The organism is Sorangium sp. So ce367, assembly GCF_051520455.1.
Taxonomy (GTDB): domain Bacteria; phylum Myxococcota_A; class Polyangia; order Polyangiales; family Polyangiaceae; genus Sorangium; species Sorangium cellulosum_B.
On record NZ_CP150334.1, the window covers coordinates 2,004,378 to 2,028,643 of the forward strand.

General features: G+C 70.9%; 22 protein-coding genes. 8 read left to right on the forward strand and 14 right to left on the reverse strand.

The genetic code is table 11. The features are described 5' to 3' along the window. Positions 1-124: 124 nt before the first annotated feature. Positions 125-1,600 carry a carboxypeptidase regulatory-like domain-containing protein gene (locus tag WME97_RS07765; RefSeq protein ID WP_437550752.1) on the reverse strand — a complete coding sequence of 492 codons (1,476 nt, stop codon included), beginning with the start codon at positions 1,598-1,600 and terminating at the stop codon, positions 125-127. Positions 1,601-2,024: 424 nt separating this feature from the next. Between WME97_RS07765 and WME97_RS07770 the strand changes: the two genes are divergently transcribed. After that, the gene (locus WME97_RS07770; protein WP_437550753.1) at positions 2,025-3,368 is read left to right on the forward strand and encodes an MATE family efflux transporter; all 1,344 of its coding nucleotides are present in this window, start codon (positions 2,025-2,027) and stop codon (positions 3,366-3,368) included. Positions 3,369-3,456: 88 nt separating this feature from the next. On the opposite strand, the gene WME97_RS07775 is transcribed toward WME97_RS07770, so the two are convergent. From WME97_RS07775 to WME97_RS07790, 4 genes are all read right to left on the reverse strand, one after another. Further along, complete coding sequence (locus WME97_RS07775) at positions 3,457-4,095, reverse strand: hypothetical protein (RefSeq protein WP_437550755.1); 639 nt, start codon at positions 4,093-4,095, stop codon at positions 3,457-3,459. Between the two features lie 118 nt (positions 4,096-4,213). After that, complete coding sequence (locus WME97_RS07780) at positions 4,214-5,629, reverse strand: sigma 54-interacting transcriptional regulator (protein WP_437550756.1); 1,416 nt, start codon at positions 5,627-5,629, stop codon at positions 4,214-4,216. 55 nt (positions 5,630-5,684) lie between these two features. Continuing rightward, the gene (locus WME97_RS07785; RefSeq protein WP_437550758.1) at positions 5,685-6,101 is read right to left on the reverse strand and encodes a Smr/MutS family protein; all 417 of its coding nucleotides are present in this window, start codon (positions 6,099-6,101) and stop codon (positions 5,685-5,687) included. A gap of 95 nt (positions 6,102-6,196) precedes the next feature. Then, a complete protein-coding gene (locus tag WME97_RS07790) occupies positions 6,197-7,450 on the reverse strand; it encodes a GAF domain-containing sensor histidine kinase (protein WP_437550760.1) in 1,254 nt (417 codons plus the stop codon). A gap of 369 nt (positions 7,451-7,819) precedes the next feature. Between WME97_RS07790 and WME97_RS07795 the strand changes: the two genes are divergently transcribed. Next, the gene (locus WME97_RS07795) at positions 7,820-8,476 is read left to right on the forward strand and encodes a TlpA family protein disulfide reductase (protein ID WP_437550762.1); all 657 of its coding nucleotides are present in this window, start codon (positions 7,820-7,822) and stop codon (positions 8,474-8,476) included. Positions 8,477-8,725: 249 nt separating this feature from the next. On the opposite strand, the gene WME97_RS07800 is transcribed toward WME97_RS07795, so the two are convergent. The 5 genes from WME97_RS07800 to WME97_RS07820 are packed head-to-tail and all read right to left on the reverse strand — an operon-like array spanning position 8,726 to position 12,112. Further along, on the reverse strand, positions 8,726-9,100 hold the full coding sequence (locus WME97_RS07800) for a hypothetical protein (RefSeq protein ID WP_437550764.1): 375 nt from the start codon (positions 9,098-9,100) through the stop codon (positions 8,726-8,728). Between the two features lie 52 nt (positions 9,101-9,152). Further along, the gene (locus WME97_RS07805) at positions 9,153-9,722 is read right to left on the reverse strand and encodes a hypothetical protein (RefSeq protein ID WP_437550766.1); all 570 of its coding nucleotides are present in this window, start codon (positions 9,720-9,722) and stop codon (positions 9,153-9,155) included. Further along, entirely contained in the window at positions 9,694-10,497 is an 804-nt protein-coding gene (locus WME97_RS07810) for a ParA family protein (RefSeq protein ID WP_437550767.1), read from the reverse strand. The genes WME97_RS07805 and WME97_RS07810 overlap by 29 nt, the downstream gene beginning before the upstream one ends. After that, positions 10,494-11,369, reverse strand: a complete 876-nt coding sequence (locus WME97_RS07815; RefSeq protein ID WP_437550769.1) for a DUF4388 domain-containing protein — start codon at positions 11,367-11,369, stop codon at positions 10,494-10,496. Before WME97_RS07815 ends, WME97_RS07810 begins: the two co-directional genes overlap by 4 nt. Further along, entirely contained in the window at positions 11,369-12,112 is a 744-nt protein-coding gene (locus WME97_RS07820; protein WP_437550771.1) for a TRP-like protein, read from the reverse strand. The genes WME97_RS07815 and WME97_RS07820 overlap by 1 nt, the downstream gene beginning before the upstream one ends. A gap of 688 nt (positions 12,113-12,800) precedes the next feature. Between WME97_RS07820 and WME97_RS07825 the strand changes: the two genes are divergently transcribed. The 6 genes from WME97_RS07825 (at position 12,801) to WME97_RS07850 (ending at position 19,321) form a co-directional block, all read left to right on the forward strand. Beyond that, complete coding sequence (locus tag WME97_RS07825) at positions 12,801-13,559, forward strand: hypothetical protein (protein ID WP_437550773.1); 759 nt, start codon at positions 12,801-12,803, stop codon at positions 13,557-13,559. A gap of 238 nt (positions 13,560-13,797) precedes the next feature. Further along, positions 13,798-15,288, forward strand: a complete 1,491-nt coding sequence (locus WME97_RS07830) for an MDR family MFS transporter (RefSeq protein WP_437550775.1) — start codon at positions 13,798-13,800, stop codon at positions 15,286-15,288. Positions 15,289-15,663: 375 nt separating this feature from the next. Then, positions 15,664-16,908: an arabinan endo-1,5-alpha-L-arabinosidase gene (locus tag WME97_RS07835; protein ID WP_437550777.1), complete on the forward strand. Its 1,245-nt coding sequence runs from the start codon at positions 15,664-15,666 to the stop codon at positions 16,906-16,908. Positions 16,909-16,992: 84 nt separating this feature from the next. After that, positions 16,993-17,619, forward strand: a complete 627-nt coding sequence (locus WME97_RS07840) for an RNA polymerase sigma factor (RefSeq protein WP_437550779.1) — start codon at positions 16,993-16,995, stop codon at positions 17,617-17,619. Continuing rightward, positions 17,616-18,206 carry a tetratricopeptide repeat protein gene (locus WME97_RS07845; RefSeq protein ID WP_437550781.1) on the forward strand — a complete coding sequence of 197 codons (591 nt, stop codon included), beginning with the start codon at positions 17,616-17,618 and terminating at the stop codon, positions 18,204-18,206. The genes WME97_RS07840 and WME97_RS07845 overlap by 4 nt, the downstream gene beginning before the upstream one ends. Positions 18,207-18,322: 116 nt before the next feature. Then, positions 18,323-19,321: a rhamnogalacturonan acetylesterase gene (locus tag WME97_RS07850; protein WP_437550783.1), complete on the forward strand. Its 999-nt coding sequence runs from the start codon at positions 18,323-18,325 to the stop codon at positions 19,319-19,321. Positions 19,322-19,538: 217 nt separating this feature from the next. Here the strand turns inward: WME97_RS07850 and WME97_RS07855 are convergent, their stop codons facing one another. From WME97_RS07855 to WME97_RS07870, 4 genes are all read right to left on the reverse strand, one after another. Beyond that, on the reverse strand, positions 19,539-21,341 hold the full coding sequence (locus tag WME97_RS07855) for a hypothetical protein (protein ID WP_437550785.1): 1,803 nt from the start codon (positions 21,339-21,341) through the stop codon (positions 19,539-19,541). A gap of 299 nt (positions 21,342-21,640) precedes the next feature. Then, the gene (locus WME97_RS07860; RefSeq protein WP_437550787.1) at positions 21,641-21,865 is read right to left on the reverse strand and encodes a DUF2188 domain-containing protein; all 225 of its coding nucleotides are present in this window, start codon (positions 21,863-21,865) and stop codon (positions 21,641-21,643) included. Between the two features lie 70 nt (positions 21,866-21,935). Beyond that, complete coding sequence (locus WME97_RS07865) at positions 21,936-22,526, reverse strand: GTP-binding protein (RefSeq protein WP_437550789.1); 591 nt, start codon at positions 22,524-22,526, stop codon at positions 21,936-21,938. A 347-nt stretch (positions 22,527-22,873) separates the two neighbouring features. Next, positions 22,874-24,121 carry a hypothetical protein gene (locus tag WME97_RS07870; protein WP_437550791.1) on the reverse strand — a complete coding sequence of 416 codons (1,248 nt, stop codon included), beginning with the start codon at positions 24,119-24,121 and terminating at the stop codon, positions 22,874-22,876. Positions 24,122-24,266 lie beyond the last annotated feature (145 nt).

A 24,266-nucleotide genomic window follows, 5' to 3' on the forward strand; every position in this document is an offset into this window, starting at 1 on the left:
TGGGCAACCGCCTATCCATGCGCAGGGCGTCAATATCGCTCAGGAAATTGCGAGCGAGCGCCCCCGGGATGTCAAGCGTCGGGCGCCGCGCCCGGTTCGTCTCGCCGCGCCGTCGAGGCGCTCGTCACGTCGGCACCGGCACTGGCGGCGGCTGGTCGTCCGGCGCGATGCAGGCGGACAGGTCGAACAGCATGAAGAGCAGCGCCTTCTCCTGGGCGGTCAGCTCATGCATCGCCCCGTCGCGGTCTTCACAGCCGCTCGGGAACGGCGCCCCGGCGACGTCGCTCGCCGCAACGTGGATGTCCGTGTACACGAACCTGCCGCACTGCTCTTCTTCCGGCGCGCCGATGGGCGTGTTGAACGTGAAGTATTTGACCCCCGCGGGCGCGTCGAAATCGGTGTTGGCCTCGTTGTAGAGCCACCGCGTCGCGATCTCCTCGTTCACCGAGTCGACCCAGTGCTGCGGATCGTCGATCTCGATCTGCCCGGGCACGGTCGACGCGCCCACGTTGGCGAGCCAGTCCCGGAGCGCCAAGCCCTTCGGGAACGTGGTGTCGACGAGCACGGGGAGCCCATCGTCGGGATCGCTCTCCTCGTCCCATTGCGCCGTCTCCGGGAACCGCTCCGGCCCGAGCCGGATCCAGGTGTTGTGCCAGTGCGACGCGAACACGCGGCCTCCCGCGGAGGCGTAGTCGAACATCGCTCGCAGCGCGGCCTCCGGCTTGTCGTCCCTGAACTCGGAGCCTTCGCACGACAGGATCACCATGTCGTACCGACGCAGGTCGTCGAGAGAGCCCCAGAACTCCCGCGCGAGGGAGAAGGGGGCGCCGTCGTTCAGGCCGTCTCGATACCTGCTCGTCGCGCTGTCGCCCTCGATGGCGCGCCCGGCGAACAGGTTCACCCGCCCGTCGCCCGCCTCCGGCGTGAACTCCGACGCGTCGATTCCCATCTTGTACAGCAGGCACTCCAGCACGTCCGAGCCGCCGGTCGTCAGCGCGATCTTCGGGAGGTGGCCCTCTGCCCTGCTGCGCGGCAGGCGGACCGTCGTGTCCACGGTCGGGTTGTCGACGCACCCCTCGACCTTCGGCAGCGTGATCTGGCGCCGCCATTTGCCGAGCTGGACGACCAGCGGGATATCCACCCCGACGGGCACGTTCTCCAGCACGAATCGCCCGTTCGTGTCCGTCAGCGCGGTCGCGATCGGATCGCCGGAGAGCGTCACATTGCACCGATCGCAGCTCGCCCCGTCGGTGATGGGCTCAAGCTCCCTGTTCGGGACGTACACCGTGACGTTGTACAGCGGGAGCTTGCCCGCGGGCTCGTACGCGGTGCCGCTCACGGTGGTCGTGCCGCCGCCTGGACAGGCGATCTGCTGGCACTCGAGCCCTTCGCACCCGCCGCTCGTGACCCCCGACCCGCCGCTCCCCGCCAGGAAGGGGATTCCCCCGGAGCCGCCACCCCCCGCGCTCTGGTCGGCTCCGCCGCCGGACGTGGCGCCGATCGTCCCGCCGGAATCGCCGCAGGAGCATCCGCCAGCGACAGCCGGCGCCATGGCCGCCGCGGCCAGGAGCCATCGGGCGCTGCCGTGCACTATCCCCATTTGATCCTCCAGGCGCAGAGAGGCGAGTGTGCCCTGCTCCGCCCATTCCCAGAGTAATCGAACCGCGGGGATACGGGAAGGGACAACCCTGCAAGGATGCGAGCGAGAACACGCTCTTGCGTGTGTTGACGGAAGCTTTCCTCTCCGTCTGCGCCGCCGGGGGCGGCGCGGGGCAGTCGGTGTCATTCGCTCGGTTTCGCTCTGCCTCGCTAGGTTTCCGTGCGATCGAGCGGACCGTGAGGAGATAGGCGACAGCGGCACCAACCTTCGTTCCGCGTACCACCGCGCCCGAGACCGCGAGACCGCGAGACCGTGAGACCGCGAGACCGCGGCCGTGTTCCGTCATGGCGAGGTGCCCCTCGGCAGAGTAGGATGCGGCGCTTTGCAATCGGTCCTACCTGCACCCGCTCTCCCTCGCCCTCGTTTGCTGGAGATCACCTGGCCCATCTTCAGCGAGAACCTGCTGCACATGCTCGTCGGCGTGTTCGGCGTATGGCTGGTCAGCCGCCTGTCGGACGAGGCCGCCGCCGCGTACGGGCTGTCCAACCAGATCATGTTGACCTTCATGATCACCTTTCGCTTCGTCAGCGTCGGCGCGAGCGTGGTGGTCACCCAGTATCTCGGCGCGCGGGACCGCGCCGGGGCGGAGCATGTCGCGCGGGCGTCGCTCGCGGCCAATCTCTGGCTCGGCGTCTTCAGCTTCGTCGTCATCGCGATCGGCGCGAGGCCGCTGCTCGAGCTGATGCGCCTGCCGCCTTCCCTGTTCCCGATCGCGGAGCCTTATCTGATTGCCGTCGGCGTGATGCTGGCGTTCGACGCGGTGAATTTCTCGATGGGCTCGGTGCTGCGCGCGCACACCTACACCCGCGACACGCTGCGCCTCATCGTCGTCATGTACGTCGTGCAGCTCGCGCTCAGCCTGCCGCTCATGTTCGGTGTCGCCGGGGCTCCGGGGCTCGGCATGATGGGGCTCGCGGTCGCCGCGGTGGTCGGGCGCGCTCTCTCGTTCTGGATGCACCGGCAGCTGTGGATCTCGCGCCTCGGCATCCGCCCGACCTTCGAGGATTTCTGGCGCATTCGCCCCGATCGCCTCCGCGAGATGCTGCACATCGGCCTGCCGGGGGCGGGCGAGAACGTGGTCTATCGCATCAGCTTCATGATCATCCTCGCGATGGTCGCCAACATGGGGCAGACGGCGCTCACCACCCATACGTACACGATGCAGATCATGCACTTCCTGCTGCTGTTCGGCATGGCGATCGGCTTCGGGACCGAGATCGTTGTCGGGCACCACATCGGCGCCGGCGATCTGCAGGGCGCGGATCGCCTGGTGCGCAGCGGCCTGGCGATCGGGTTCTGCGTGTGCGTGAGCCTGGTGGTCGCCACCGCGCTGCTCGGCCCCCACCTGCTCGGCCTCTTCTCGCGCGATCCCGAGGTGATCGCCACCGGCTCCCGGCTGCTCTGGCTGACCCTCCTCGTCGAGCCGGGCCGCACGCTCAACCTGGTCGTCATCAACGGGCTCCGCGCCACCGGCGATGCCCGCTTCCCTGTCGGGTTCGGCGTCTTCTCGATGTTCGCCGTGGCCGTCGGGCTGTCCTGGCTGCTCGGCGTCCACCTCGGCTGGGGGCTCGCCGGCGTCTGGGTCGCCTACGCCGCCGACGAGTGGGTCCGTGGGCTGGTCATGGCCGCGCGCTGGCACTTCCAGGGCTGGGTGCCCCACGCGCGGCGCACCTTCCGCCGGGTGCGGCTGAGCAGCCGCCCCGCGTGAGCGCTCGCGCTTGCGCTCGCCGAACAACCGCCCCGAGCAAGGGTGAGGCGCCGCCCGGCGGAAGCCGGCCGGGGAGGCCGGGCGCCGCTCATCCCGCGGGCGCGCCCACCTTCTCGGTGACGGCCATGCACAGCGCGGCCACGCCGCGCCGCGGGACGGTCACGAGCTTCTCGCGGAAGCTGGCGCGCTGATCGGTGTAGAGCTTCGACACCTTGTGGGAGAGGATCGTCGAGCTCCAGACCGCGACCACGTCCGCCCAGCGGAGATCGGCGTCGGCCTTCGCCGCATTGCGGTGACCCTCTCCGTCCACGATGCGGATCTCGACCTCGCCCGCGAGCAGCTGCCGCAGGTCCTCGGACGTGCCTGGCCCGCCGCCGACCACGAGCAGCCTCCGCAGCCCGCGCGCGTGGAACGCGCCGATCATCGCGAGCGCTGCCCGCTTGTTCGCCGAGCTGCCGCACAGGTCGCAGACGGCGTCGGCGCCGACCTCCACCACGCGGAGCCCGGCCTTCGGCGGCAGCTTCGCGCACTCGGCGCAGCGGCGCTCGACCCGCTCCTCCGCCGGCGCCGACGGCGGGGAGCGACCGAGCGCCTGCTGCGCCCGGCCCGCGAGCTCCGCCGGGAGGAAGTCCGCGGGGTGGCGGAGCTCCGTCGCTGGCGCATGCTCCGCGAGCCAGAGGAGCAGATCGGTTTCTGAAATATTCAGAGATTTTGCGAGGTTGCGCACACGGACGGATCGCGCCATTGCGACGCGACTGTGACATGTGCAGCACCGCTGCGCCCTTTTCTATCGCAGGGTGGCGGCTTCGGGCTGGCCCCGATGTGACCCGGCATGCCCGGCTCGCTCAGTCGAGGGCGGCGGCGCGGCGCAGCCCGTGGCGCTGGAGGAGGCGGTGGAGGTACATCCGGTCGAGCCCTGCTTTGCGCGCGGCGCGGCTCACGTTGCCGTTCGACCACTCCAGCAGGGCGGCGAGGTAGCGCCGCTCGAACTGGTCGATGATCGCGTCCTTCGCCTCCTTGAAGGGCATCTCGATGTTCGCGGCGGGCTCCTCGGGCGCGGCGCCCGGCGGCGCGGCGCCCGGCGGCGCGGGGCTGCGCTCGGGCGGCGCCGCCCCCATGGCGGCGCCCTCGCCGAGCACGACGCGGCGCTCGACGTAGTTCCTCAGCTCTCGCACGTTGCCGGGCCAGTCGTAACGCTTCATGTCCTCGATGACCTCGGGGGAGAAGAGGTGCACCTTGTCGACGGCGCCGAGCTCGTTCAGGAAGCAGTGGACGAGGAGGCCGATGTCCTCCTTGCGCTCCCGCAGCGGCGGGACGCGCACGGTGAGCACCGAGAGGCGGTAATAGAGGTCCTCGCGGAACCTGCCGCTGTTCACCTCGCGCTCCAGGCGCCGGTTCGTGGCGGCGATCACCCGGATATCGACCTTGCGCACCCGGCTCTCGCCGAGCCTGCGCACCTCGCGCGAGGCGAGGGCGCGGAGGAGCTTCGGCTGCATCTCCAGCGGCAGCTCGCCGATCTCGTCGAGGAAGACGGTGCCGCCGTCGGCCTCCTCGAAGGCGCCGGCGCGGTCGCGCGTGGCGCCCGTGAAGGAGCCGCGCACGTGGCCGAACAGCTCGCTCTCGATGAGGCTCGGCGAGATAGCGCCGCAGTCGACGATGACGAGCGGCTTGTCGGCGCGGGCGCCGCGCTGGACGAGCTCGGTGGCGATGACCTCCTTGCCCGTGCCGTTCTCGCCCTCGATCAGCACGTCGGGCGCGCTCTTCGCCACGCGATCGAGGACGGCGAAGAGGCGCCGCATGGGGACCGACACGCCCTGGAGCGCTCCGAAGCTGACCGCGCGCGCGAGCTCGGTCTCGGCGACGGCGTCGGCGTCGCGGATGCGCACGACCGACTCGCCGAGCTCGATGCGGCACTCCGGCAGGATGGCGTCGGCGTCCCGCACGCGGACGCCGGCGATGGTCGTCCCGTTGAGCGAGCCGACGTCCGTCAGCCGGAACGTGGACTTCACGCGCTCGAGGATGCAGTGGAAGCGGGAGACGGCGCGGTCGGCGAGCACCAGGTCGTTGCTCTGGTGGGAGCCGATGCGGATGAAATCGCCGTCGAGCACCATGACCCGGCTCGCGGGCTTGCCCGCCTCGCGCTCGACGCACAGCTCGATCCGGGGCACCGCGAGCACCTCGCCCTTCGCCATGCGGGGCTCCGTGGAGGCCGCGAGGCTCGGCGGGCCGGGGTCGTCGGGCGTGGCGGGGGAGCGCGGCATGCGCGCCATCTTACGCGTGGGCCTGTGCTCGTCCAGAGGCGGCCCTGCCGGCGGCTCAGGGCGAGAGATCGCCGCCCGCCGGCTTGAGCCACACGACGGTGGCCCCCCACCCGCCGCGGGAGGCCGGGGCGTCGCGGAAGCCGTCCACGGCCGGGTGGCGCGAGAGGACGGCCCGGACGACGCGGCGCTGCACGCCCTTGCCGCGGCCGTGGATGATGCGCACCTCGCGGAACCCGCGCAGCTGCGCCTCGTGCAGGTACTCCTCGACCACGGAGGCGACGTCGCGCGGGGCGAACGTGTGCAGGTCGATCGCGTCCTCGATCGGCATGACCACGACGTCGTCGCCGCCGGGCGGCTCGGGCGCTCCGTCGGGGGGCCCGGCCCCGGGCGCGTCGAGCCCCGCGAGATCGGGGGGCGCGGGCGCGCGGGGCGAGAGCGCGCGGTCGAGCCATTCGCGGAGCCGGCGGAGCATCCGCGCGGTGTAGCCGAGCCGGCGGCGCCCGCCACCGCGGCCGGAGCGCCGCGCTCGCAGGCGCGAGGGGCGTTTGCGCCGCACCCGCAGCGGGATCACAGGTCGTCCCCGCGAGCGGGCGGTCCGCTCGCAGGCAAGCTCAGTCGGAACGTCGCGCCGCTCCCGGGAGGGGAGCTCACGGCCAACGTGGCCCCGTGGGCGGCGGCGATCCTGCTCGCCAGGTACAGCCCGAGGCCCATCCCGGACGCATATCCGTCCGTGACGAAGCGGTCGAAGATGCGGGGAAGGATCTCCGGCGGCACGCCGGATCCGCGGTCGACGACGTCGACGTGGGCGTGCTCCGTCCCCTTGATCAGCTCGCTGGTGAGCGTGATGAGGACCCCCTTTCCCGGGGGCGAGTGCTTGATCGCGTTGCTGACGAGGTTCTCCAGGGCCTGGCGGAGGCGATCCCTGTCCGCCACGACGACGAGCTCCCGCGGGCCCTCGACGCGGATCTCGACGCTGGGTGTCCCGAGCGCAACGGCGATGTCCCGCGCCAGCGAGACCAGGTCCATGGGCGCAGGCGCGATCTCGAAGAGACCCTGCTCGATGCGCCCCACGTCGAGCAGATCCGAGATGAGCTGGCCGAGCCGGGCGACCGACTCGGTCGCCCGGTCGGCGTCGCGCACGTCGTCGACCCGGCCGTCGAGCTCCGCGCGCCGGTGGAGCAGACCAAGGCGGCCCATGAGCGGGGTCAGGTAGTTTCGCAGATCGTGCGCCAGCACGGTGATGAGCTCCTCCGCGGCCTGGCGCCTGCCTTGCGCGAGCGCGGCGGAGGTGACCTGCTCGACGAGCTCCGCCCGGTGCGTCAGGGCGCCGATCCAGTGCGCGACCGCGCTGAGGAAGCGGAGATCCTCGTCGGAGAAGAAATCCGGCGCGGCGGAGTGAGCAGAGACGACGCCGCGCCGCTCGCCGTCGACGACGAGCCGGACCGCGATGTGCGACCGCACGCCGAGCTCGTGGACCAGGCCGGGCAGCTCGCCGGGCTCCTGCTCCGAGTGCCCGGTGATGTGGGGATCGCCGGTCGTGAAGACACGGGCGATCGATCCGCCGTTCGCGACCGGGTGGATGTCGAGCCCGAGCGATCGCTGCAGCCGGCCCATGGGCGTCTTGCTCGTCCCCAGGGCACGCAGCGTGCTCCTGCTGGGGTCGAAGAGGAAGATGTCGATCTTGTCGGCGCAGAGCGCGCCGGCGAGGAGGTCGCTCGCCTGGTTGAGCGACTGCCTCAGGTCGGCCGCCGGCAGCTCGAGCAAGCGCTGGAGTGTCGATATCAGCCTACCTTCCTTCGAGCAGGCTTCCTTTCCAGACATGCTGCTTTCTCGCTCCATGATCCGCTCGACGCCGTTCGCTCGGCGGCGGAAGCGCGAGCCGGCGGTAAACGGTGGATTGGGTCGTTATGACGACGCTGTCGCCCGATCGGTAGATGTGCGCGGCGCTGGCCGCCGCTCCGGCGCAAATCCACGCGAGCGACCGGCGACAGGGACGAGCTCGGGCGGACGCGCGCGGCATGTCGGATGGAACGACGCGCGCGGCCCGATGCGCGCACGCCGTGAGCTCGCCGGCGCCGTGGCACCCGCAGCTCTCACGGACACGGCGTGCCAGCGCGGAGGCGGGGCCCTGGCCGGCCACGATTGACTCGCATGTACGGGCCTGCGATCGTCCCGCGCGGGGACATCGCCATGCTCGCTCGCTTGTTTTCGCTGCCCCTCGCCGCGCTCGCCCTCGCGTGTGCCTCCCCGGAGCCTGCGCCCGCGGCCCTGCCGGCGGCGCCCGCCGCGCCTGCGCCGCCTCCGGAAAGCGCCGCTCTCCTGTCGAGCGGCGACCCGGGCTTCGACCACGATGTGTCGGGCGTCGTCGGGGCGCCGCCGCCTGCGTGGGACGTGGGACCTTGGTACAACTCGCCGCCGCTCACGCCGGCGGCCCTTCGAGGCAAGGTCGTGCTGGTCCGGTGGTTCATGTCGCCGAGCTGCCCGTTCTGCAGCGCCACCGCCCCGGCGCTCAGGGCGCTGGACGAGCGCTATCGGGAACGAGGGCTGGTCGTCGTCGGGATGTATCACCACAAGGATCCCGAGCCCCTCGATCCCGAGGCGGTCAAAGGCTACCTCGCGCACTTCGGGTACAGCTTCCCGGTCGCGATCGACCCGGACTGGCGCACGCTCAAGCGCTGGTGGATAGATGGCCATCCCAAGCGACAATACACGAGCGTCAGCTTCCTCCTCGATCGAGCGGGGCTCGTGCGGCACGTGCACCTCGGGGGCAAGCTGGAGCCCGCTACCCCCGAGTTCGCAGCGGTCGAGGGGCGCGTCCGCGCATTGCTCGACGAGCCTGCGCGCTGACAGGCCACGTCCAGCATCGTTTGGACCCCCCTTGCACCCGCCCGTGGTCCGCGCGTAGGCGGGCTGGCTCGCCATCCAGGTGACGACGTTCTCGTTCGCCGTCCCCGCGTCCGGGCCGCCGTTCGCGAACGAGAGATAGGCGAGCGTGGTGTCCCAGTCGACGTGAAGGAGGTCCCTTTGAATAAGTTGTTGAACTAGCGTCGCTCTTCCAGGCAGCGGCGCCGAGGCGGGTGAGGGGTGCCGAGCAGCTCAGCGCTCGCTCGCGTGCGCAATGGTCTCGATCATGCGCGGGATGGCGACGGAGATGAGGATCCCCAGGTTCGCCCGCTTGTTGTCCACCAGCATGCCCTGGAGCAGCTTCCCGTGGTTGACCACCACCACGGTGTGGTTGCCCGCCATGTCGAGCAGGTAATACCGCCCCAGCGGAGGGAAGTTCGAGTCGCGCAGCGAGCTGTCCAGCTCCTCGGTGATGCGCGTGAAGAGGGCCACCGCCACCGGTTGCTGGTTGAAGCCGGCGAGCGACAGGCCCGCCGAACGTTCCCAGATGTCGGTGGCCAGCAGCCCGTCGCGGAGGATGTTGCGGAGATCATGGACTGCGGCGTCGAGGACTTTGGTATCGATCATCGTGCTTCCGTCGCTCCTGGGCGCGCGCGCCCGCATTGAAAAACCGGATGTACTACAGCCCGCGCAAGGTCGTCTCGAGCGCCTCCTTCAGCTGCTCGAACGACCGCGTGGAGAGAGCCTCGTTGCCCACGGTGCCGAGGCAGAAGCCGCCGCGCGCCGTGCGCGCCTCGACCCAGGACATCATCTGCGCGCCCAGCCAGAGCGCGCCCGCCGTGGCGTCGACGCCGGGGATGGAGCGGACGCCGACCAGCGCCGAGAGCAGCGGGCCCACGAGGGACACGTGCGCCTCGGAGATGCCGTGCGCCGCCAGCGTGAGGCCGTTGTCGTCGGCCACGAAGGCGCCCACGCACGGGTGGTGATCGAGCGTCCAGGCGACGAGCACGTCGAGCCGATCGGCCGGGTTGTCGGAGGTCTGAACGAGGCGCGGCACCTCCTTCACCTCCTTCACCTCCTTGGGCGCGGCCTTCGCCGGCACGGGCGCGGCCTTCGCTGGCGCGCCGGCGCGCGCTGCCCCCATGGCGGTCACGAGCGTCGCGGGCTCCCGCGACCGCGTCGTGGTCACCCGCGCGAGGAGCGAGGTCACCCGCTGCGCGTCAGTCCACGAGACGGATCGGACCGTCATCCTCGCCTCCTGCATTGGAGCCCAGGCGCTCCTCGATCTCGGCCACCAGCTTGTCGAACACCGCGGAGACCGCCGGAGGGCGGCGGCTGAGCAGACCGAGCGGCACGCCCGCGCGGCTCGCCTGGAGGAACGTGCTGTCGCGCGGGACCGCGGTGTCGAAGACCTGATCGCGGTAGAGGGACCACAGCTCCTCCAGCGAGGCCAAGAGCACCGGATCGCGGAACGAGCTCATGGTGCCGACCACGCCGAGCAGGGAGCAGGCGGATCCGATGTCGCGGAGCCGCGCCAGGAGCTCGAGCAGCCGGGGCATGGCCCGCAGCGCGAGCGGCTCGCACTGCGCGACGGCGATGACGCTGTCCACCTCTTCCAGCGCGATGCGCGACATCCCGCCGAGCCCGGCCGGCGTGTCGAAGAGGACGAGGTCGAAGTCGCGCTGGCTGTGCTCCAGGATGCGCCCCACGATGTTGGCCTCGCGCGCGTTGATGGCGAAGCGATCCTCATCGAGCGCGTCGACGGGGCCCATGGGCAAGAGGCAGAGCTCCGGGAGCCGGGTCTTCACCAGACCCTCGAGCGGGGGGCCGCCTCGCGCGAGGTTCGCGGCGAGGCCGGGCCGGTCGCTGACGCCGTCGAGCGACATGCCGATGGCGCCCTGCAGATCCGTGTCGACGAGCAGGGTCCGCGCGCCTCGGCGCGCGAAGGCGAAGGCGCAGTTGAGCGCCACGGTGGTCTTTCCGACTCCGCCCTTGAGGCTGGCGAATGCGATGGATCGGGTCATCTTGGGTATCCGAGCTTGCGTAGCTGTTCCAGGTTAGCGCGCACGAGGCTGGATGCGGGGTCGAGCGTCGAGAGGTCGATGAGGACGCAGGCCGCCTCGCTGTAGCTGCGTTCCATCAAGAGGCGCCGCGCGTCGGCGTTGAGCTGCTTGATGCGGGCCGCGCGCTGCTCCGGCGAGATGAGCGCGATCTCGATCCGCCTCGACGAGATCGGCGGCGGCACCTCCACGCTGCCCTCGTCGATCCGGCGCAGCGAGTCGAGCACCAGCTCCGCCAGGTCCTTGAAGATGGTGCGCTCCTTCGTCGAGCCGACGGCCGGGGTGACGCGCACCCGCATCTCGGGGCGGATGAGCCGCGCGAACGCCTCCTCGCCCACGCCGAGACCGTCGAACGCTGTCCACACCTGGCCGCGCCGCACCTCGATCAGACCCACGTCGGCGCTGGCGTTGCTGACCACGAGGACGTGCGACTCGCCGGACATGCAGATCATCTGCAAGAAGTCGACGGGCACGAAGTTCATCCCGATCGGCGCCGACTGGGCGCCCGCGGCGTGCGCCATGAGGATGAGCGTCTCCTCGGCGATGGGCCACGTCACCCGCGTGGTGCTCGCCGCTCCCGGGACCTCCACGCCATCGTTGACGGCGAGCACCAGCCGCGCCGTGCGGCGGAGGAGCTGCGCGACGGCGTCCTCCGGCCCACCCGGGAGCGACGGCGCATAGATGATGAGCTCCGCGCTCTGCACGCCGTCGAGGGCTTGATCGAGCTCCTCCCAGGTCGCGGCGCCGAGGGCGCTCACCGGCGCCTGCCCGGCGATGACGCGGATGCACCGCATGCGCTCGCGCAGATCGGGAACAGCGACCACGACGATGGCCATCAGCCTCCGGTGTCGCGCCGCACTCGGCGCAGCATGACCGACGACGCCGTATCGCCCGGGCGCATGCGCGCGCACGCCTCGAACGCCTCGATGGCAGCGTCGTAGCGGCGCTGCACGAACGCGGCGGTGCCGCGGGCGAACGCCTCGCGGTAGAGCCGATCCTCCTCGGTTTCGTATACCCGTGGCGTGAACGGCGCGCTCGCGGGCGGAGCTGGCGCGCTCGCGGGGGGAGCGCCCGGCGGTCGCCGCTCCAGACCGCGCTCCGGCATGGTCGGCGGCCCCGGATCGGCGCCGGCCTCGGACGGCAGCGTGTCCAGCGGCGGCCGGAAGGAGATCGACGGCCGGTCGCTGAACGGCGACGCCATCTCCCTGCCCGTGTAGAGGCCGACCAGCACCTGCAGCGTGCGGAGCCGCCCGAGTGGGCACATCTGAATGATGTCGTCGAACGTCGAGGAGCCGTCGATGTACCGCGCCACCAGGAGCGCGTCGGGCGAGCGACCCGCCGACACCGGGATGGGCCCCGCCACCTGATCGAGGCCGCCGAGCCGCTTGGCGTAGGCGCCGGCGAGGAACTCTTTGATCCGCTCGATGCTCGCCTGCAGCTCGCGATCGCCGGGCGACTCCGCGCGTGCCCGGTACAGCACCGCCAGCGCCTCCTCGTAGCGCTTCTCACGGACCAGCCGCACGATCTCCGCCCGCATGGGCGCGCTCTTCGGGACCGCGCGGCTCTCGGGTTCCACCATCAGAGCTGAGTCGAGTTGGTCTTTCACGGCACAGCCAGCAAGTTACATGCCTCGGCCGCCGGCATTCAAGCTGTTTGGCTGCACCTTTGCGGCGGCCGTCCTCGGTCGGCGCCGTCGATACCGGCGCGCCATCGTTCAGGTACGCGCGTGTGGGACCAGCCAGCATCCCACCAGAACACGGGGAGCCGCGACATGCGCTCCATGTGAAGGCGGGGGAGACATGGGACGAGGCAATGACCGCGGCCCGCTTCCACATTCGGTCCATTGAGTCGCCACGTATTCTCGGGCGTCCCGCAGGATCAATCGTCAGCCAATCGCGAACGTCGCAAGCCGTATCGCACCCTAGCGCCGGTTCGCCCACCGGCCGCCGTTTCAAATTTGAATGGTGATCCCAAGATTGTGGGTGCAACTTACACCGGGCGTGCGCTACAGTGGATGCACCGGCTGGACGCACCCCACAGCGTTGCAGAAACGTCTGAGGTGGTTCGTGGAAAATTCCAGTGATCGCGCTCGGAATGCAGCGCGCGGGGGGCGCAGGATTTCAACCGAGGTGAGGTCCAGCAGCAACGTCCATGCTCGGTGCGCCGTGATCTTGTCTTGAGGCCTCAGGCACTCACGGCGCTTGGTTCACGCAAACAGAGGGATTGTTCAACCAACTGACACCCCACAGCCGAAAAGGAGATCGCTCATGCGGCAGGTCTTGCGGCACATCTTCGAGAAGAAGCAGGCATACGCTCGTCTACCCCTGTTCGAGCACATGCGTAACGAACTGCTCGATCCGAGCGAGCGGCTCGCGTTCTATCCATGCATGGCGTACTTCATCCTGAGCTTCGGTGATCTGAACAAATTCGTATTACGGGAGGAGCACGCCGCGGACAAATACCAAGAGATGGTCAACGCCCACACTCGCGAGGACGACCATCACTGGCCGTGGTACCTGGAGGATCTGTCCAAGCTCGGCTACGACGTCGAGGGCCGGAGCACGGACCTGCTGAACTTCCTCTGGGGTGAGGAGACGATACAGAATCGGATCCTCACCGCGCGGCTCACCGCGCTCATCAAGGGCACGACGGGCCTCGAGCGGCTCGTCATCATCGAAGCGATCGAAGAGACCGGCAACGTGCTCTTCGGGGCGATGCTTCCCCTGGCGGAGGCCCTGGAGAAGCGCCTCGACACGCAGCTGCGCTACTGCGGCTCGTTCCATTTCGAGCGCGAGTCGGGCCACGCGGTGAACGCCGACCACGCCGAGCTCGCGCGGATCCCGCTCGACGCCGAGACGCGCGCGCGGTACATCGCGCTCGCGGACGAGGTGTTCACGATATTCGAGCCGTGGACACACGAGCTCTTGCGCTACGCCCTCGCGCACCCCGTGAGCGCCCCCGTGGCCGACCCCGAGACGGACGGCGTGAGCCAGGTGATGACTCGGTCGTCGGTGCTCGCCGCGTGAAGCAGCGCGGCTGAAGCCTGTCGGGTCGCACCGCCCCCTCTACGGGACCCACCCCCGGGCGCTCGTCATGCGACGAGCTCTCTGCACAAGACGTTGACGCACATCTTGCCCCGACAGCGGTCGCCGACCGCTGTCCCGCGCAGCGCGCAGCTCGTCGCCCAGCTGGACCAGCAGCCCGACGCGCGGCGCGGCGTCCCGCTTGCCGCGCCGGCTCATCCACACCACATCCACCACCTGCATGGCTCCAGAACGCAAGACCCACCGCGCCCTCACCGTCGCCGGGCTGATCCTGGCCCTCGCCATGGCCGCCCTCGAATCGACCGTCGTCGCCACCGCCATGCCCACCGTGATCGGCGATCTCGGCGGGATTCACCAGTACGCCTGGGTCACCACCGCCTACCTGCTCACCTCGTCGGTGCTGGTGCCCATCTGCGGCAAGCTGTCGGACATCTATGGCCGCAAGCCGATCATGCTCTTCGGCATCGCCGTCTTCCTGCTCGGCTCGATCGCGAGCGGCGCGGCGCAAACGATGCCGCAGCTCATCGCCTTCCGCGCCCTCCAGGGGGCCGGCGCCGGGGCGATGCAGCCGATGGCGATGACCATCTCGGGCGACATCTTCGATCTCAAGGAGCGCGCGCGGATCCAGGGCGTCTTCGGGGCCGCCTGGGGGCTGTTCGGCATCATCGGCCCGATGGTGGGCGGGCTCATCGTGCACTACTTCTCGTGGCGCTGGGTCTTCTACATCAACATCCCGTTCGGCGTTGCGTCCGCCGCGCTCGTGGCCACGTCGTTCCACGAGCGCATCGAAAAGCGGCCTCACGAGCTCGATTTCCTCGGGGCGGCGCTCCTGTCCGCCGGCGTTGTCGCGCTGCTGCTCGCCACGGGGAGGCTCGGCGGGGAGACGACGCTGCTCGCGGCGGTCGCGTCGGCGGCGCTGTTCGCCGCGTTCTTCGCGGTCGAGCGCCGGGCCCCCGAGCCGATGATCCCGCTGCCGCTCTTCCGGCGCCCGGTGATGCTCATCTCCAACGTGGCCGGCGCGATCCTCGGCGGCGCGATGATGGGCACGATCACGTTCGTGCCGCTCTTCGTGCAGGGCGTGCTCCGCGGCACCCCGACGGACGCCGGCAGCGCCATCGCGCCGATGCTCATCGGCTGGCCGGTCGCGAGCGCCATCGGCGGGCGGCTCATCCCACGGGTCGGGTTCCGCCCGCTCATCTGGATCGGCCTCGGCGTCACGGCGACGGCGGGGCTCGCGCTCGCGCTCGGCGGGGCGCACGACACGCCGCTGATGCTCCGCGCGACGACGCTGGTCTTCGGCGTGGGCATGGGGCTGTCCAACGTCGCGCTGCTCATCGCGGTGCAGAGCAGCGTCGCGTGGGATCAGCGGGGGATCGCCACCGCGAGCACGATGTTCTCCCGGCTGCTCGGCGGCGTCGTGGCGGTGGGCATCATGGGCGGCGTCCTGACGGCCCAGCTCGCGAAGGACCCGTCGATCCCCGCGGACGCCGCGAGCCGGCTCCTGACGGCGGAGGGGGCGCGCGGCCTCGATCCGTCGATCCTCCAGCACCTCGGGGAGGCGCTCACGGCCGGCCTGGCCACGGTGTTCTGGATCATCGCGGCCATGGGCGTCACGGGCTTCATCGCGGCGCTGTGGTTCCCCCGCGTGCCGCTCCAGGCCGATGGGGGAGACGCGGCCGTCGCGCCGCCGAGCGGGGCCGGCGTCGGGTGAGGCGCCCCGCCCTCGTCGGCAGGGACGGGGGCTCGATCCAGCGTGTTCGACGAGGGCCGCCAGATCCTGCTCGGATCGAGCCGCGAGGGCGGAGGAGACGGGGCCGTCCTGTTCTTCGCATCGACGCGGAGCGGGGTGGCCGACGTCCACGAAGCTCGGCGCGTCGCACGATGATTCGTGGCATCGCCGTCGCGGTGTAAAATTTCTTCGAAGACGGTTTTTGGCGCTCCACGAGAAGCTCGAGCAACCCACGATGGATCGTGGGCGCTCCGGCCCACGTGGAAGAGCGGGACGACTCGTCCCGGAGGACATCGAGCCGACCTCATGGCCAGCACCTCGACGGATGATCCGCCCGTGGATCCTCAGGAGTTCAAGATGCGTCTCACGCTTTGCCGGTCGCGGCGACGACAGGTGTCCTCGCCCACGTTGAGCCTCCTGATCGGCGTCGTCGCGACGCTCGCGGGCTGCGGCACGGAGCCCTCGGCGCAGGGCTCCGGCTCAGGCGGCCAGGACAGCGGCGCCGCCGGCGCCGGCGGCGCGACTGCCGCTTCCGCCACCACGGCGAGCAGCGGCGCGGGAGGCCATCCGAGCGCGACGGCCGGGGTGGGTGGCGCCGGGGGCGCGGGCGGCAGCGGCGGCAGCGGCGGCGCGGGCGGCAGCGGCGGTGCGGGAGGGGCCGAGGACAGGTGCGCCGATGCGCTCTACGACCCGGCGAGCCCGCCAGAGGCGCTGCCCCTGTCCGGGAACCTGGGGACCCACGACCCGGCCGTCATCCAGGCCGGCGACCGTTACTACCTGTTCCAGACGGGGGACAGGCTCCCGATGAAGACCTCGTCGAACCTCACCGCGTGGCAGGCCGCCGGTCGGGTGTTCGACGCGAAGCCCGCCTGGCTGGCAGAGAAGATCCCGGGTGTGACCGACCTGTGGGCGCCCGATATCTCGCGCTTCGGGGACACCTACCATCTCTACTACTCCGCCTCCACGTTCGGCAGCAACCGGTCGTGCATCGGGCACGCGACGAAGGCATCGCTCGACTCGCCAGGTCCCTGGACGGACCGCGGCGCCGCCATCTGCTCCAACGACGGCGGGGCGCGGGACGACTGGAACGCGATCGATCCCAACGTCGCGATGGATGAGGAGGGGACGCCGTGGCTCGTGTTCGGGAGCTTCTGGGGCGGTATCAAGATGGTGAAGCTCGCCCCGTCGGGGGAGCGGGCCGACAAGGAGCTCCACGCCCTCGCCGCCCGCCCTGACGCCCGCGGCGCGCTCGAGGCGCCCTTCATCGTCCGGCGCTGCGGCTTCTATTACCTGTTCGTCTCGTTCGACGCCTGCTGCCGTGGGACGGACAGCACGTACAAGATCGCCGTCGGTCGTTCGACGAGCATCACAGGCCCGTACGTCGACGAGAAGGGGACTCCGATGATGTCCGGCGGCGGCAGCATCGTCGTGGAAGGAGGCTCCCGCTGGCGAGGGCCCGGGCACAACGCCGTGCTGTTCGCCGGCGATCGCTCTTACAACATCTACCACGCTTACGACGCGCAATCGAACGGCGCCCCCACGCTGCGGATCTCCGATCTGGCGTGGGACACCGACGGTTGGCCACGCTCCGGAGGTCCCTAGTCGCGCCACCGCCGCCGGGCTCCGCGCTGCGCGCCCTGATCGGGACTCATGGACTCCACCCTCGTCGCCAGAATGCGAAAGCCCGTGACTGACCTCCACGCGCCGCCGGAGGGAGCGCCTCCGCGGGCGGACGAGCTGCTCGGGCTCGCGCGCGCCGCCGCGGGGCGCGATCCGGCGGCGATCCGCACGCTCATCACCGAGCTCGGCGGCGCCATGTTGCGGAGCGTGCGGAAGGTGCTCGGCCCGCATCACCCCGACGTCGAGGACGTGACCCAGGAGGCCGTGCTCGCGCTGCTCCAGGCGCTGCCGTCCTTTCGCGCGGAGTGCACCGTGCTCCACTTCGCCAACCGGATCGCCGTGATGACCGCGCTCGGCGCGCGCCGGCGCCTCAGCGTGCGCGCGCGCTTCGACGAGCCGGGCGCGCCGATCGACGTGGCCCCGGACGAGAGCGGCGCGTCGCCGTTCGCCGAGGCGGTCTCGAGCCGGCGGCGTAAGATGGTGCTCGAGGTGCTCGACAGGATGCCCGAGGCGACGGCGGAGGCGCTGGCCCTCCATTTCGTGCTCGGCTACACGGTCGACGAGATCGCGGCGCTCGCCCGCGTCTCTCCGAACACGGTGTGGAGCCGGCTCCGGCTCGGCAAGGAGGCGCTGCGGCGCGCGCTCGCCAACAACGCGAAGCTGGCCGAGCTCTTCCGGGGGAGGGAGACATGACCGCCGGCTGTCGGAGCGAGCTCCTCACGCGGGTGCGCCGCGGCGTCGCGACCGCGCCGGACCGGCTCGCCCTCGACGCCCACCTCGGCGCCTGCGCGTCGTGCCGGATCAGCTGGGTGCTCGCGCTGGACTTCGACGCCGCGGGCGCGGCGGAGCCCGGGGACGCAGAGCTCCTCGCGCGCATCGCGAACGCCGCGATCGGCGGGGCCGTGATCGACCTGCCGTGCGAGGGAGCGCCGGCGCCGCGGCGGCGCGAAGGAGCGCCCGTGTGGCTCGCGAGCGCGCCCGTGCGGCCCGACAACGACGTCCGGCGCGGGCCCGAGGCCACGCTCTCCCTCGTGTCGCTGGGCGGCCTGCTCCTCCACAACGGCTCGCCTGCCGCGGCGCTCGCGCAGTTCGACCGGTACCTCGGCGTCGCCGGCCCGCGCCCGCTCGCGGTCGAGGCGCTCTACGGCCGCGGGCGCGCCCTGCGGGCGCTCGGGCGCGCCGGCGACGAGGCGCAGACCTGGCGGCGCCTGCTCCGGGAGCACCCGGGCTCGCCGTACGTCGAGCACGCCCGCCGCCGCCTCGCCGAGCTCGGAGGGTGATCCGCGGTGCTTTGTCATCGCGTCGCGCTCTCTTCACCCCCGCTGGCCACGTACGTCCCTCCGGGCACGCACCCGACGCGTGCTCGTCGTGCACTGTTTTCCTGCAGGAGCTCGTCATGCGAATTCGGCCTATCTTCATGACCATCGTGCTTCATTCTTTCGTCGCCGGTATCGGCCTCGCGTCTGGGGGTTGCAGCTCGGGAGACCCCGACGATCACCCCGCCGCGCAGACCACGGGCAGCGGCGGCGGCAGCAGCACCAGCGCCGGCGCAAGCACAAGCGCCAGCAGCGGTGCGGGCGGTGCGAGCAGCGCTTCCGGCTCCAGCGCCGCGGGGGTGGGCGGCGCGGGAGAGGGGGGCGGTGGCGGCGCGGCCGGAGGGACGACGAGCGCTGCAGGCGGCTCGGAAGGCGGCGGTGGGAGCGCCGAGCTGCCGGACGTCACGGTGTACATCGCCGGCGACTCGACCGTTCAGACCTACGTGAACAGCGCCCTTCACCAGGCGGGCTGGGGCCAGATGCTGGGGGAGTTCTTCGACGAGCGGGTGCGCGTCGACAACCGGGCCATCGGCGGCCGGACCGCGCGCCGGTACATCGACGAGGGCCGCCTCGACGACGTCCTCGAGGACATCCAGAGCGGAGACTACTTCCTCGTGCAGTTCGGCACGAACGACAGCAACAAGACCGCGACGTACGAGCTCGACGGCAAGACCATTCCCTATTACCTGGACCCCGCGACGGACTTCAAATCGTACCTCGAGCAGTACATCACGGGCGCGCAGGCGCGCGCCGCGACGCCGGTGCTGGTCACCCCGCCCCCGCGGCGATCGTGCTCCGGGGACAGCCACGAATTCGGCAACGGCCTGGCCGCCCATTCGCAGGCGATGCGCGAGCTCGGAGACGAGCTGGACGTGGCCGTCATCGATCTCAACGCGAAGACGCTCGCCCACCTGAACTCGATCGGGTGCGTGGCGGCGGGCGAGGACTTCTTCCTCGTCCGGGCGGACGGCTCGGTCGACGGCACCCATTTCAACGAGACCGGCGCCCGGGTCATGGCGGGCCTGGTGGCCGACGGCACCGAGGACGCCGGCCTGACGCTCGCGCAGTACCGGAAGTGACGGGACCGGCGCGCCTGTCGGGCTCGCGGCATCGACCTGAAGCATCCTCTCCAATCTCGGAAATATTCACGGGGAGGCGGGGAGAGGGGGAGTAAAATCCCATGAACCTCCCCGTCTCCCCGCCTCCCTGTTCAATCTCTTCTTTTGATAAAAATGGTGATCGTTCCGCGGGGGCCTGGTGCAGGCGGTATCCGCGAAACCTACCTTGCCAGCGAGGCTACAGGCATTCGGCGTTGCACGACTGCGCGCACTGGCTCGGCGTGAGTCGGCCGTCCTCGTGGCACAGATCCATGCACGAGTCGTAACACGCATCCGAGTTGTTCCGTACGAAGTTCACGGTCACGGTCTTCGCCGCCGACATCGTCACGAAGCAGCCGTTGCCCAGGACGCTGTCGCACCCGGTGAACACCACGTCGTGCCCCGTCGACGAGGCCAGGAGCATCACCTCGCTGCGCGTCGGGAACGCAGCAGAGCAGCTCGAGGTGCAATCGAGGTTCAGCGGCGTGCTCACCACGCGGCCCGCGCCGCTGCCCGCCGCGCGGACCACGCTGAGCGTCGATGTGCCCAGCTGCGGAGGGGTGACCTCCAGGAACGACACCGCGCTCGCCAGGCCGGCCCCGAGGTCGAACGTGGTGCGCGTGTGGCTCTGGCACGCGCCCGCGCCGGTGTTGCCGCTGCCGGCGTCGCTGCACACGCGCGCCGTGAGGGTCGGAGGCACGACGAGCGACACGATCCGGTTGTCGCCGATCGCGTTGAGCGCCGCGCCGGCCCAGCGGCCGGCCCCGAAGCTCGCGCGGGTGCCATAGAGATCCTTCTCCGTGAAGGCCGTCACCACGCGCACGACCTCCGCGTACGAGGTGCTCGCGAGCACGGTCGTGGGCGTCGGCTCATCGTAGAACCGACAGGTCCCGACGCCGTGCCCGCTCGTCCCGCCCTCGTCGGTGCACACGCGCACGCGCGCGCCCGGCGGGACGTAGATGGAGCGCGTCTGGTCGTTGCCGACCCCGGAAAAACTCCCGGTGTTGGCGCGGTGCTCCCCGTAGCCGAAGGCCGACACGCTGCCCCGGTAATCCTGCTGGCTGAAGAGCAGCACCATCGGCTCGATCTCGACGAACGAGATCGCGTTCCTGTAGGCGGCAGGCACGCTGTGCGCGGCCCCGTACTCGATGGTCGGGTTCTCGATCGTCGCGCAGCTCCCGCCTGTCCCGCTCACGCCCTCGTCGATGCAGTAGCGCATCCGGCTCGCGGGCGGCAGGCGCACGCGCGTGATGCTGTTGTCGCCCACGCCGCCGAGGTGACCGAAGCTCGCTCGATGGCGGCCGATCCCGAGCTCCTGGGCGCGGTCGTCCTCCGTGAAGACGATCGCCCGGCCGAGGATGCCGGCCGAAAGCATGCAGCGATTGGCCATGTGGGGGACGCTGTGGAGCCCTTGGTCGTACTCGCCTTCAGGATAACCGCAGCTGTCATGTCGATAGTCCTGCTGGTGCATCGCCTCGTGCCAGATGACGCCCGCGACGCCGGCGCGCTCGAAGTCGCTCATCCCGGCGGCGGCGACTCCGTCGAGGTAACCCCTGTCGATCTCCATCCGCTCATGGGAGTCGCCGTACCCGTCGTACTGCGCGTGGCCGAGGGCGTCGGTCAGGTCGGCGCACGTGGCGGTCACGTCGGCCATGTTGCCGCTGCGCATGACGTTGCGGACCTTGGTGTGCTGGGTGCTCCTCGGCTCGTTCGCGAACGGGTCGTCGCTGCCCTGGTAACAGGGCTTGTACCACTCCATCATCCGGTACCGCAGGCAGGCGTCGAACTCCTTGGTCATCGCGATCTGCCGGCCGGCCTGGTGGGCCTCCACGAGCACGTCGCGCTGCGCGAGCGTGCACGAGCTCGTGTTCAGGTCTCCGTACAGCGCCTCTTGCGCCTCGGCGATCTCCGGGCCCGCGGGCTCCTCGATCGCGTCGGCCCTGCACCCGGCCAGCACGGCGGCGATACAAAGAAAAAGCGACTTCGTCTCTACCCTGTTCATGGTCGTTCCCTCGAGTTGGCCCTGCCCGAGCCGTCCCCGGGGCGGGGCGTTCGGGCGAGCGTGCCGGGCTCATCGCAATCGATGTGCCCGGCCCCTCGGGGGGCGGTGCACCGGGGAAAAGGGCGGGAGATCGAGGCTCGCGCTGCGCGGCCTGCGGGCGTCCGCGGGCGCGTTGCGCGAGGGCTTGCTCAAGCTGGGCAGGGCTCGCTCAAGGGATCGGGCTCGGGTGCAGCCCCGCGGCGGCGAGCAGCGCGACGGCCCGGTTCATCGCCTCGATGAGGCGACCCATCTGGCCGCGGTCACGCCGCGAGCCGGTGCTCTATCTCGATCGGCGTGAGCCGCGGCGGCTGCTCGTCGATGACGAGCGTGCTCCCCGGGTGCCGGCGGACGAGGTCCTCTGTGGACTCGATCGCTTCCTGCACCGTGCCGTACGGGAGCGAGCGGGTGACGTAGCCCTCGGCCGCGACCACCCAGCCCCAGCCGTCGGGGTCCGGCATGACGTGGTAGGCGAGTCTCTGTGTCATGGCGTGTCCTCCCTCCGGCAGGGTGAGCCCGGCGCGCGCGAGCCGCAACCGATCGGCGCCCGCGGAGGCCCTACCGCTGGCGGCGCTGCACCTCCTTGAGCGCGAGCTTCGAGATCGCCCTCAGGGTATCGAACACGCCGCGCCCGCTCGCCGCGGCGGCCTCGAACTCGGGCGCTCCGCCCGGGTTGAGGAGCTCCCGGAGCTCCGCGACGTCGGCGATCCCCTCGAGATCCCGCTTGTTGTACTGGACGACGAACGGCAGCCGCCCGGGCGAGCGGCCCTCCTCGGCGAGGTTGTCCCACAGATCGGCCATCGACTCGACGTTCGCGTCGACCCGGGCGCGCTGAGAGTCCGCCACGAACACGACGCCATCCAGCCCCTTCAGGATGAGCTTCCGGCTCGCCCTGTAGAAGATCTGGCCCGGCACCGTGTAGAGCTGAAGGCGCGTCCGGAAGCCCGACAGGCCCCCGAGATCGAGCGGAAGGAAGTCGAAGAACAGCGTGCGATCGCTCTCGGTCTTGAGCGAGATGAGCCGCCCCTTGGCGGCCGGCACCGTCCGGTCGTACACGTATTGAAGGTTCGTCGTCTTGCCGCAGAGGCCTGGTCCGTAATAGACGATCTTGCAGTAGATCTCCCGGCTCGCATAGTTGATGAACGCCATCGGCGTGCTCCTCCAGAGTCGACGTTCGAGGGGGAGGCAAGGCCGGTCCCCGCATTGAAATTGAAATCGGCCGGAGGCCATCGCATTGGAAGCGATGGCTGCGGTCGTCCAGCGCAATGGAAACGAAGGCGGCCACCGGTGCCCGCGCTGGAAGCGGCGTCCGTGGTCGATCCCGCGCCGGGAGGCGAGGCGCTGGCCGCTCCCCCACGCGTCCCGGCGTCCTGCGCCGCGCGCCCAGCACGTCGCGCGGCGCCGCGCTGTCTGCTCCCCGGCGCTACGTCACGCGCGGCCGGCGGCGAGCGGACGCGCCGCCGCTGCCGCCGCGCGCGGCGCCGCGCCGGCGGCGGTCACGAAGACGCGTCGGCGATCGCGTGGAGGGCCGCCACGAAGCCCTCCAGGGAGGCGTCGCGCGCGTCGCTGTGCTTCACCAGCCGCTCGTTCACGGCGATGAGCTCCACCACGTCCGGGCTCGCGCCCGGGACCCGCCGGAGCTCGTGCACAGCGCGGCTCACCCGCGACGGCGGGTCGAGGCACGCGAGCGCCGACAGCGCCGCCGTCGCGCCCGCCTCGCGGCCCGCCGCGAGCGCCTCCCGCGCCATCCCGAGCAGCACCAGCGCGAAGGCGACCTGGATCGCCTCCAGGAAGCCGCGAGAGACCTCCTTGCCGCCGTGGCTGGCCTCGCTCCACGCGAGGGTCACGAGCTCGCCTATCTCGGAGAAGGCGCGCGCCGACATCAGCGTGGAGAGCGTCTCCAGGCCGTGTCTGTCCCACGCCGCCCGCGTCGTCAGCTGGCGCGCGAGCCAGGAGAGCACGGCATACGCGTCGTCCCCCGCCCGGATCGCGCCGAGCGCGATGTCCATCAGCGCGGCCCGCGCCACGCCGTGCGCCTCGAGCCAGCCGAGCAGGTTCGCCCGCTCCGCGCCCCGCGGCGTCCGGCGCGCCTTCTCGAGGATCGCGTCCCGGAGCGCCGGGGGAAAATGGAGGATATCGACGCTCCAGTCCTCGTCCGAGCCGCGCGCGCGCTCCATCGCCAGCGCGGCCAGCGCGTCGTCGTCGAGCGAGAGCGCCCCGGCCCGCCTCGCCGCGAGGATCTTCGGGACCGGCAGATCGCGCAGCGCGGGGCGCTCGCCGTTCAGGCCGTCGAGCTCGTCCCCGTCGAGCAGCGGCGGCAGCCCCTTGTGGACCTTGGGCGCGAGGATGTACTCCGAGGGCCACTGGACAGGCTCGCGCCGGCAACGCTCGAGCACGCGCTCGTAGATCCCCGCCGGGACCTTGCCGCGCACGAGATCCGAGAGCTCGATCCACTCCTCCTCGTCGAGCACGAGGCGCGGCACGCCCAGCACCTCGTGCTGGAAGTGCGCGGGATCCTGGATCGCGAGCCGCGCGAGCTGCCGGATCACCGGCCCGCTGAAGCCGCTCTCGCAGCGCGCCCGCCAGCGCAGGAGATCGGATGTCCCGAGCTCGTCGATGTGCTCGGACAGGAAGGCATGATCGTCTGGCTCCAGCGACGGCTGACGGAGCACATGAAAGAACGCGACGGGACGGGCACGGCCCCGGTGCGCGCGCACCAGGGCCTCAATCTCCGCCTTTCGCATGGCGCGACCTCATCACCCGAGACCCCATGTGGGATCAGGGACTCTCTCAGGTCCATCGTCGCCAGGCGCGAGCGCGGCCCGTCATGACTCGTCGGTCGGTGGAATGACGGATCCTGTTCCTGACCGGTATGCCCAGGGTAGCGCC

Coding starts and splice junctions, on each gene's coding strand:
- WME97_RS07785 (WP_437550758.1), bottom strand. CDS start 6,101: ATGCTCCGCCGGCTCCGCGAATGGCTCGACCGCGCGCTCTCGCCCCGC.
- WME97_RS07810 (WP_437550767.1), bottom strand. CDS start 10,497: ATGACCCGATCCATCGCATTCGCCAGCCTCAAGGGCGGAGTCGGAAAG.
- WME97_RS07790 (WP_437550760.1), bottom strand. CDS start 7,450: ATGTCTGGAAAGGAAGCCTGCTCGAAGGAAGGTAGGCTGATATCGACA.
- WME97_RS07795 (WP_437550762.1), top strand. CDS start 7,820: ATGCTCGCTCGCTTGTTTTCGCTGCCCCTCGCCGCGCTCGCCCTCGCG.
- WME97_RS07870 (WP_437550791.1), bottom strand. CDS start 24,121: ATGCGAAAGGCGGAGATTGAGGCCCTGGTGCGCGCGCACCGGGGCCGT.
- WME97_RS07855 (WP_437550785.1), bottom strand. CDS start 21,341: ATGAACAGGGTAGAGACGAAGTCGCTTTTTCTTTGTATCGCCGCCGTG.
- WME97_RS07860 (WP_437550787.1), bottom strand. CDS start 21,865: ATGACACAGAGACTCGCCTACCACGTCATGCCGGACCCCGACGGCTGG.
- WME97_RS07805 (WP_437550766.1), bottom strand. CDS start 9,722: ATGACGGTCCGATCCGTCTCGTGGACTGACGCGCAGCGGGTGACCTCG.
- WME97_RS07830 (WP_437550775.1), top strand. CDS start 13,798: ATGGCTCCAGAACGCAAGACCCACCGCGCCCTCACCGTCGCCGGGCTG.
- WME97_RS07845 (WP_437550781.1), top strand. CDS start 17,616: ATGACCGCCGGCTGTCGGAGCGAGCTCCTCACGCGGGTGCGCCGCGGC.
- WME97_RS07765 (WP_437550752.1), bottom strand. CDS start 1,600: ATGGGGATAGTGCACGGCAGCGCCCGATGGCTCCTGGCCGCGGCGGCC.
- WME97_RS07850 (WP_437550783.1), top strand. CDS start 18,323: ATGCGAATTCGGCCTATCTTCATGACCATCGTGCTTCATTCTTTCGTC.
- WME97_RS07820 (WP_437550771.1), bottom strand. CDS start 12,112: ATGGTGGAACCCGAGAGCCGCGCGGTCCCGAAGAGCGCGCCCATGCGG.
- WME97_RS07815 (WP_437550769.1), bottom strand. CDS start 11,369: ATGGCCATCGTCGTGGTCGCTGTTCCCGATCTGCGCGAGCGCATGCGG.
- WME97_RS07800 (WP_437550764.1), bottom strand. CDS start 9,100: ATGATCGATACCAAAGTCCTCGACGCCGCAGTCCATGATCTCCGCAAC.
- WME97_RS07865 (WP_437550789.1), bottom strand. CDS start 22,526: ATGGCGTTCATCAACTATGCGAGCCGGGAGATCTACTGCAAGATCGTC.
- WME97_RS07825 (WP_437550773.1), top strand. CDS start 12,801: ATGCGGCAGGTCTTGCGGCACATCTTCGAGAAGAAGCAGGCATACGCT.
- WME97_RS07780 (WP_437550756.1), bottom strand. CDS start 5,629: ATGCCGCGCTCCCCCGCCACGCCCGACGACCCCGGCCCGCCGAGCCTC.
- WME97_RS07835 (WP_437550777.1), top strand. CDS start 15,664: ATGCGTCTCACGCTTTGCCGGTCGCGGCGACGACAGGTGTCCTCGCCC.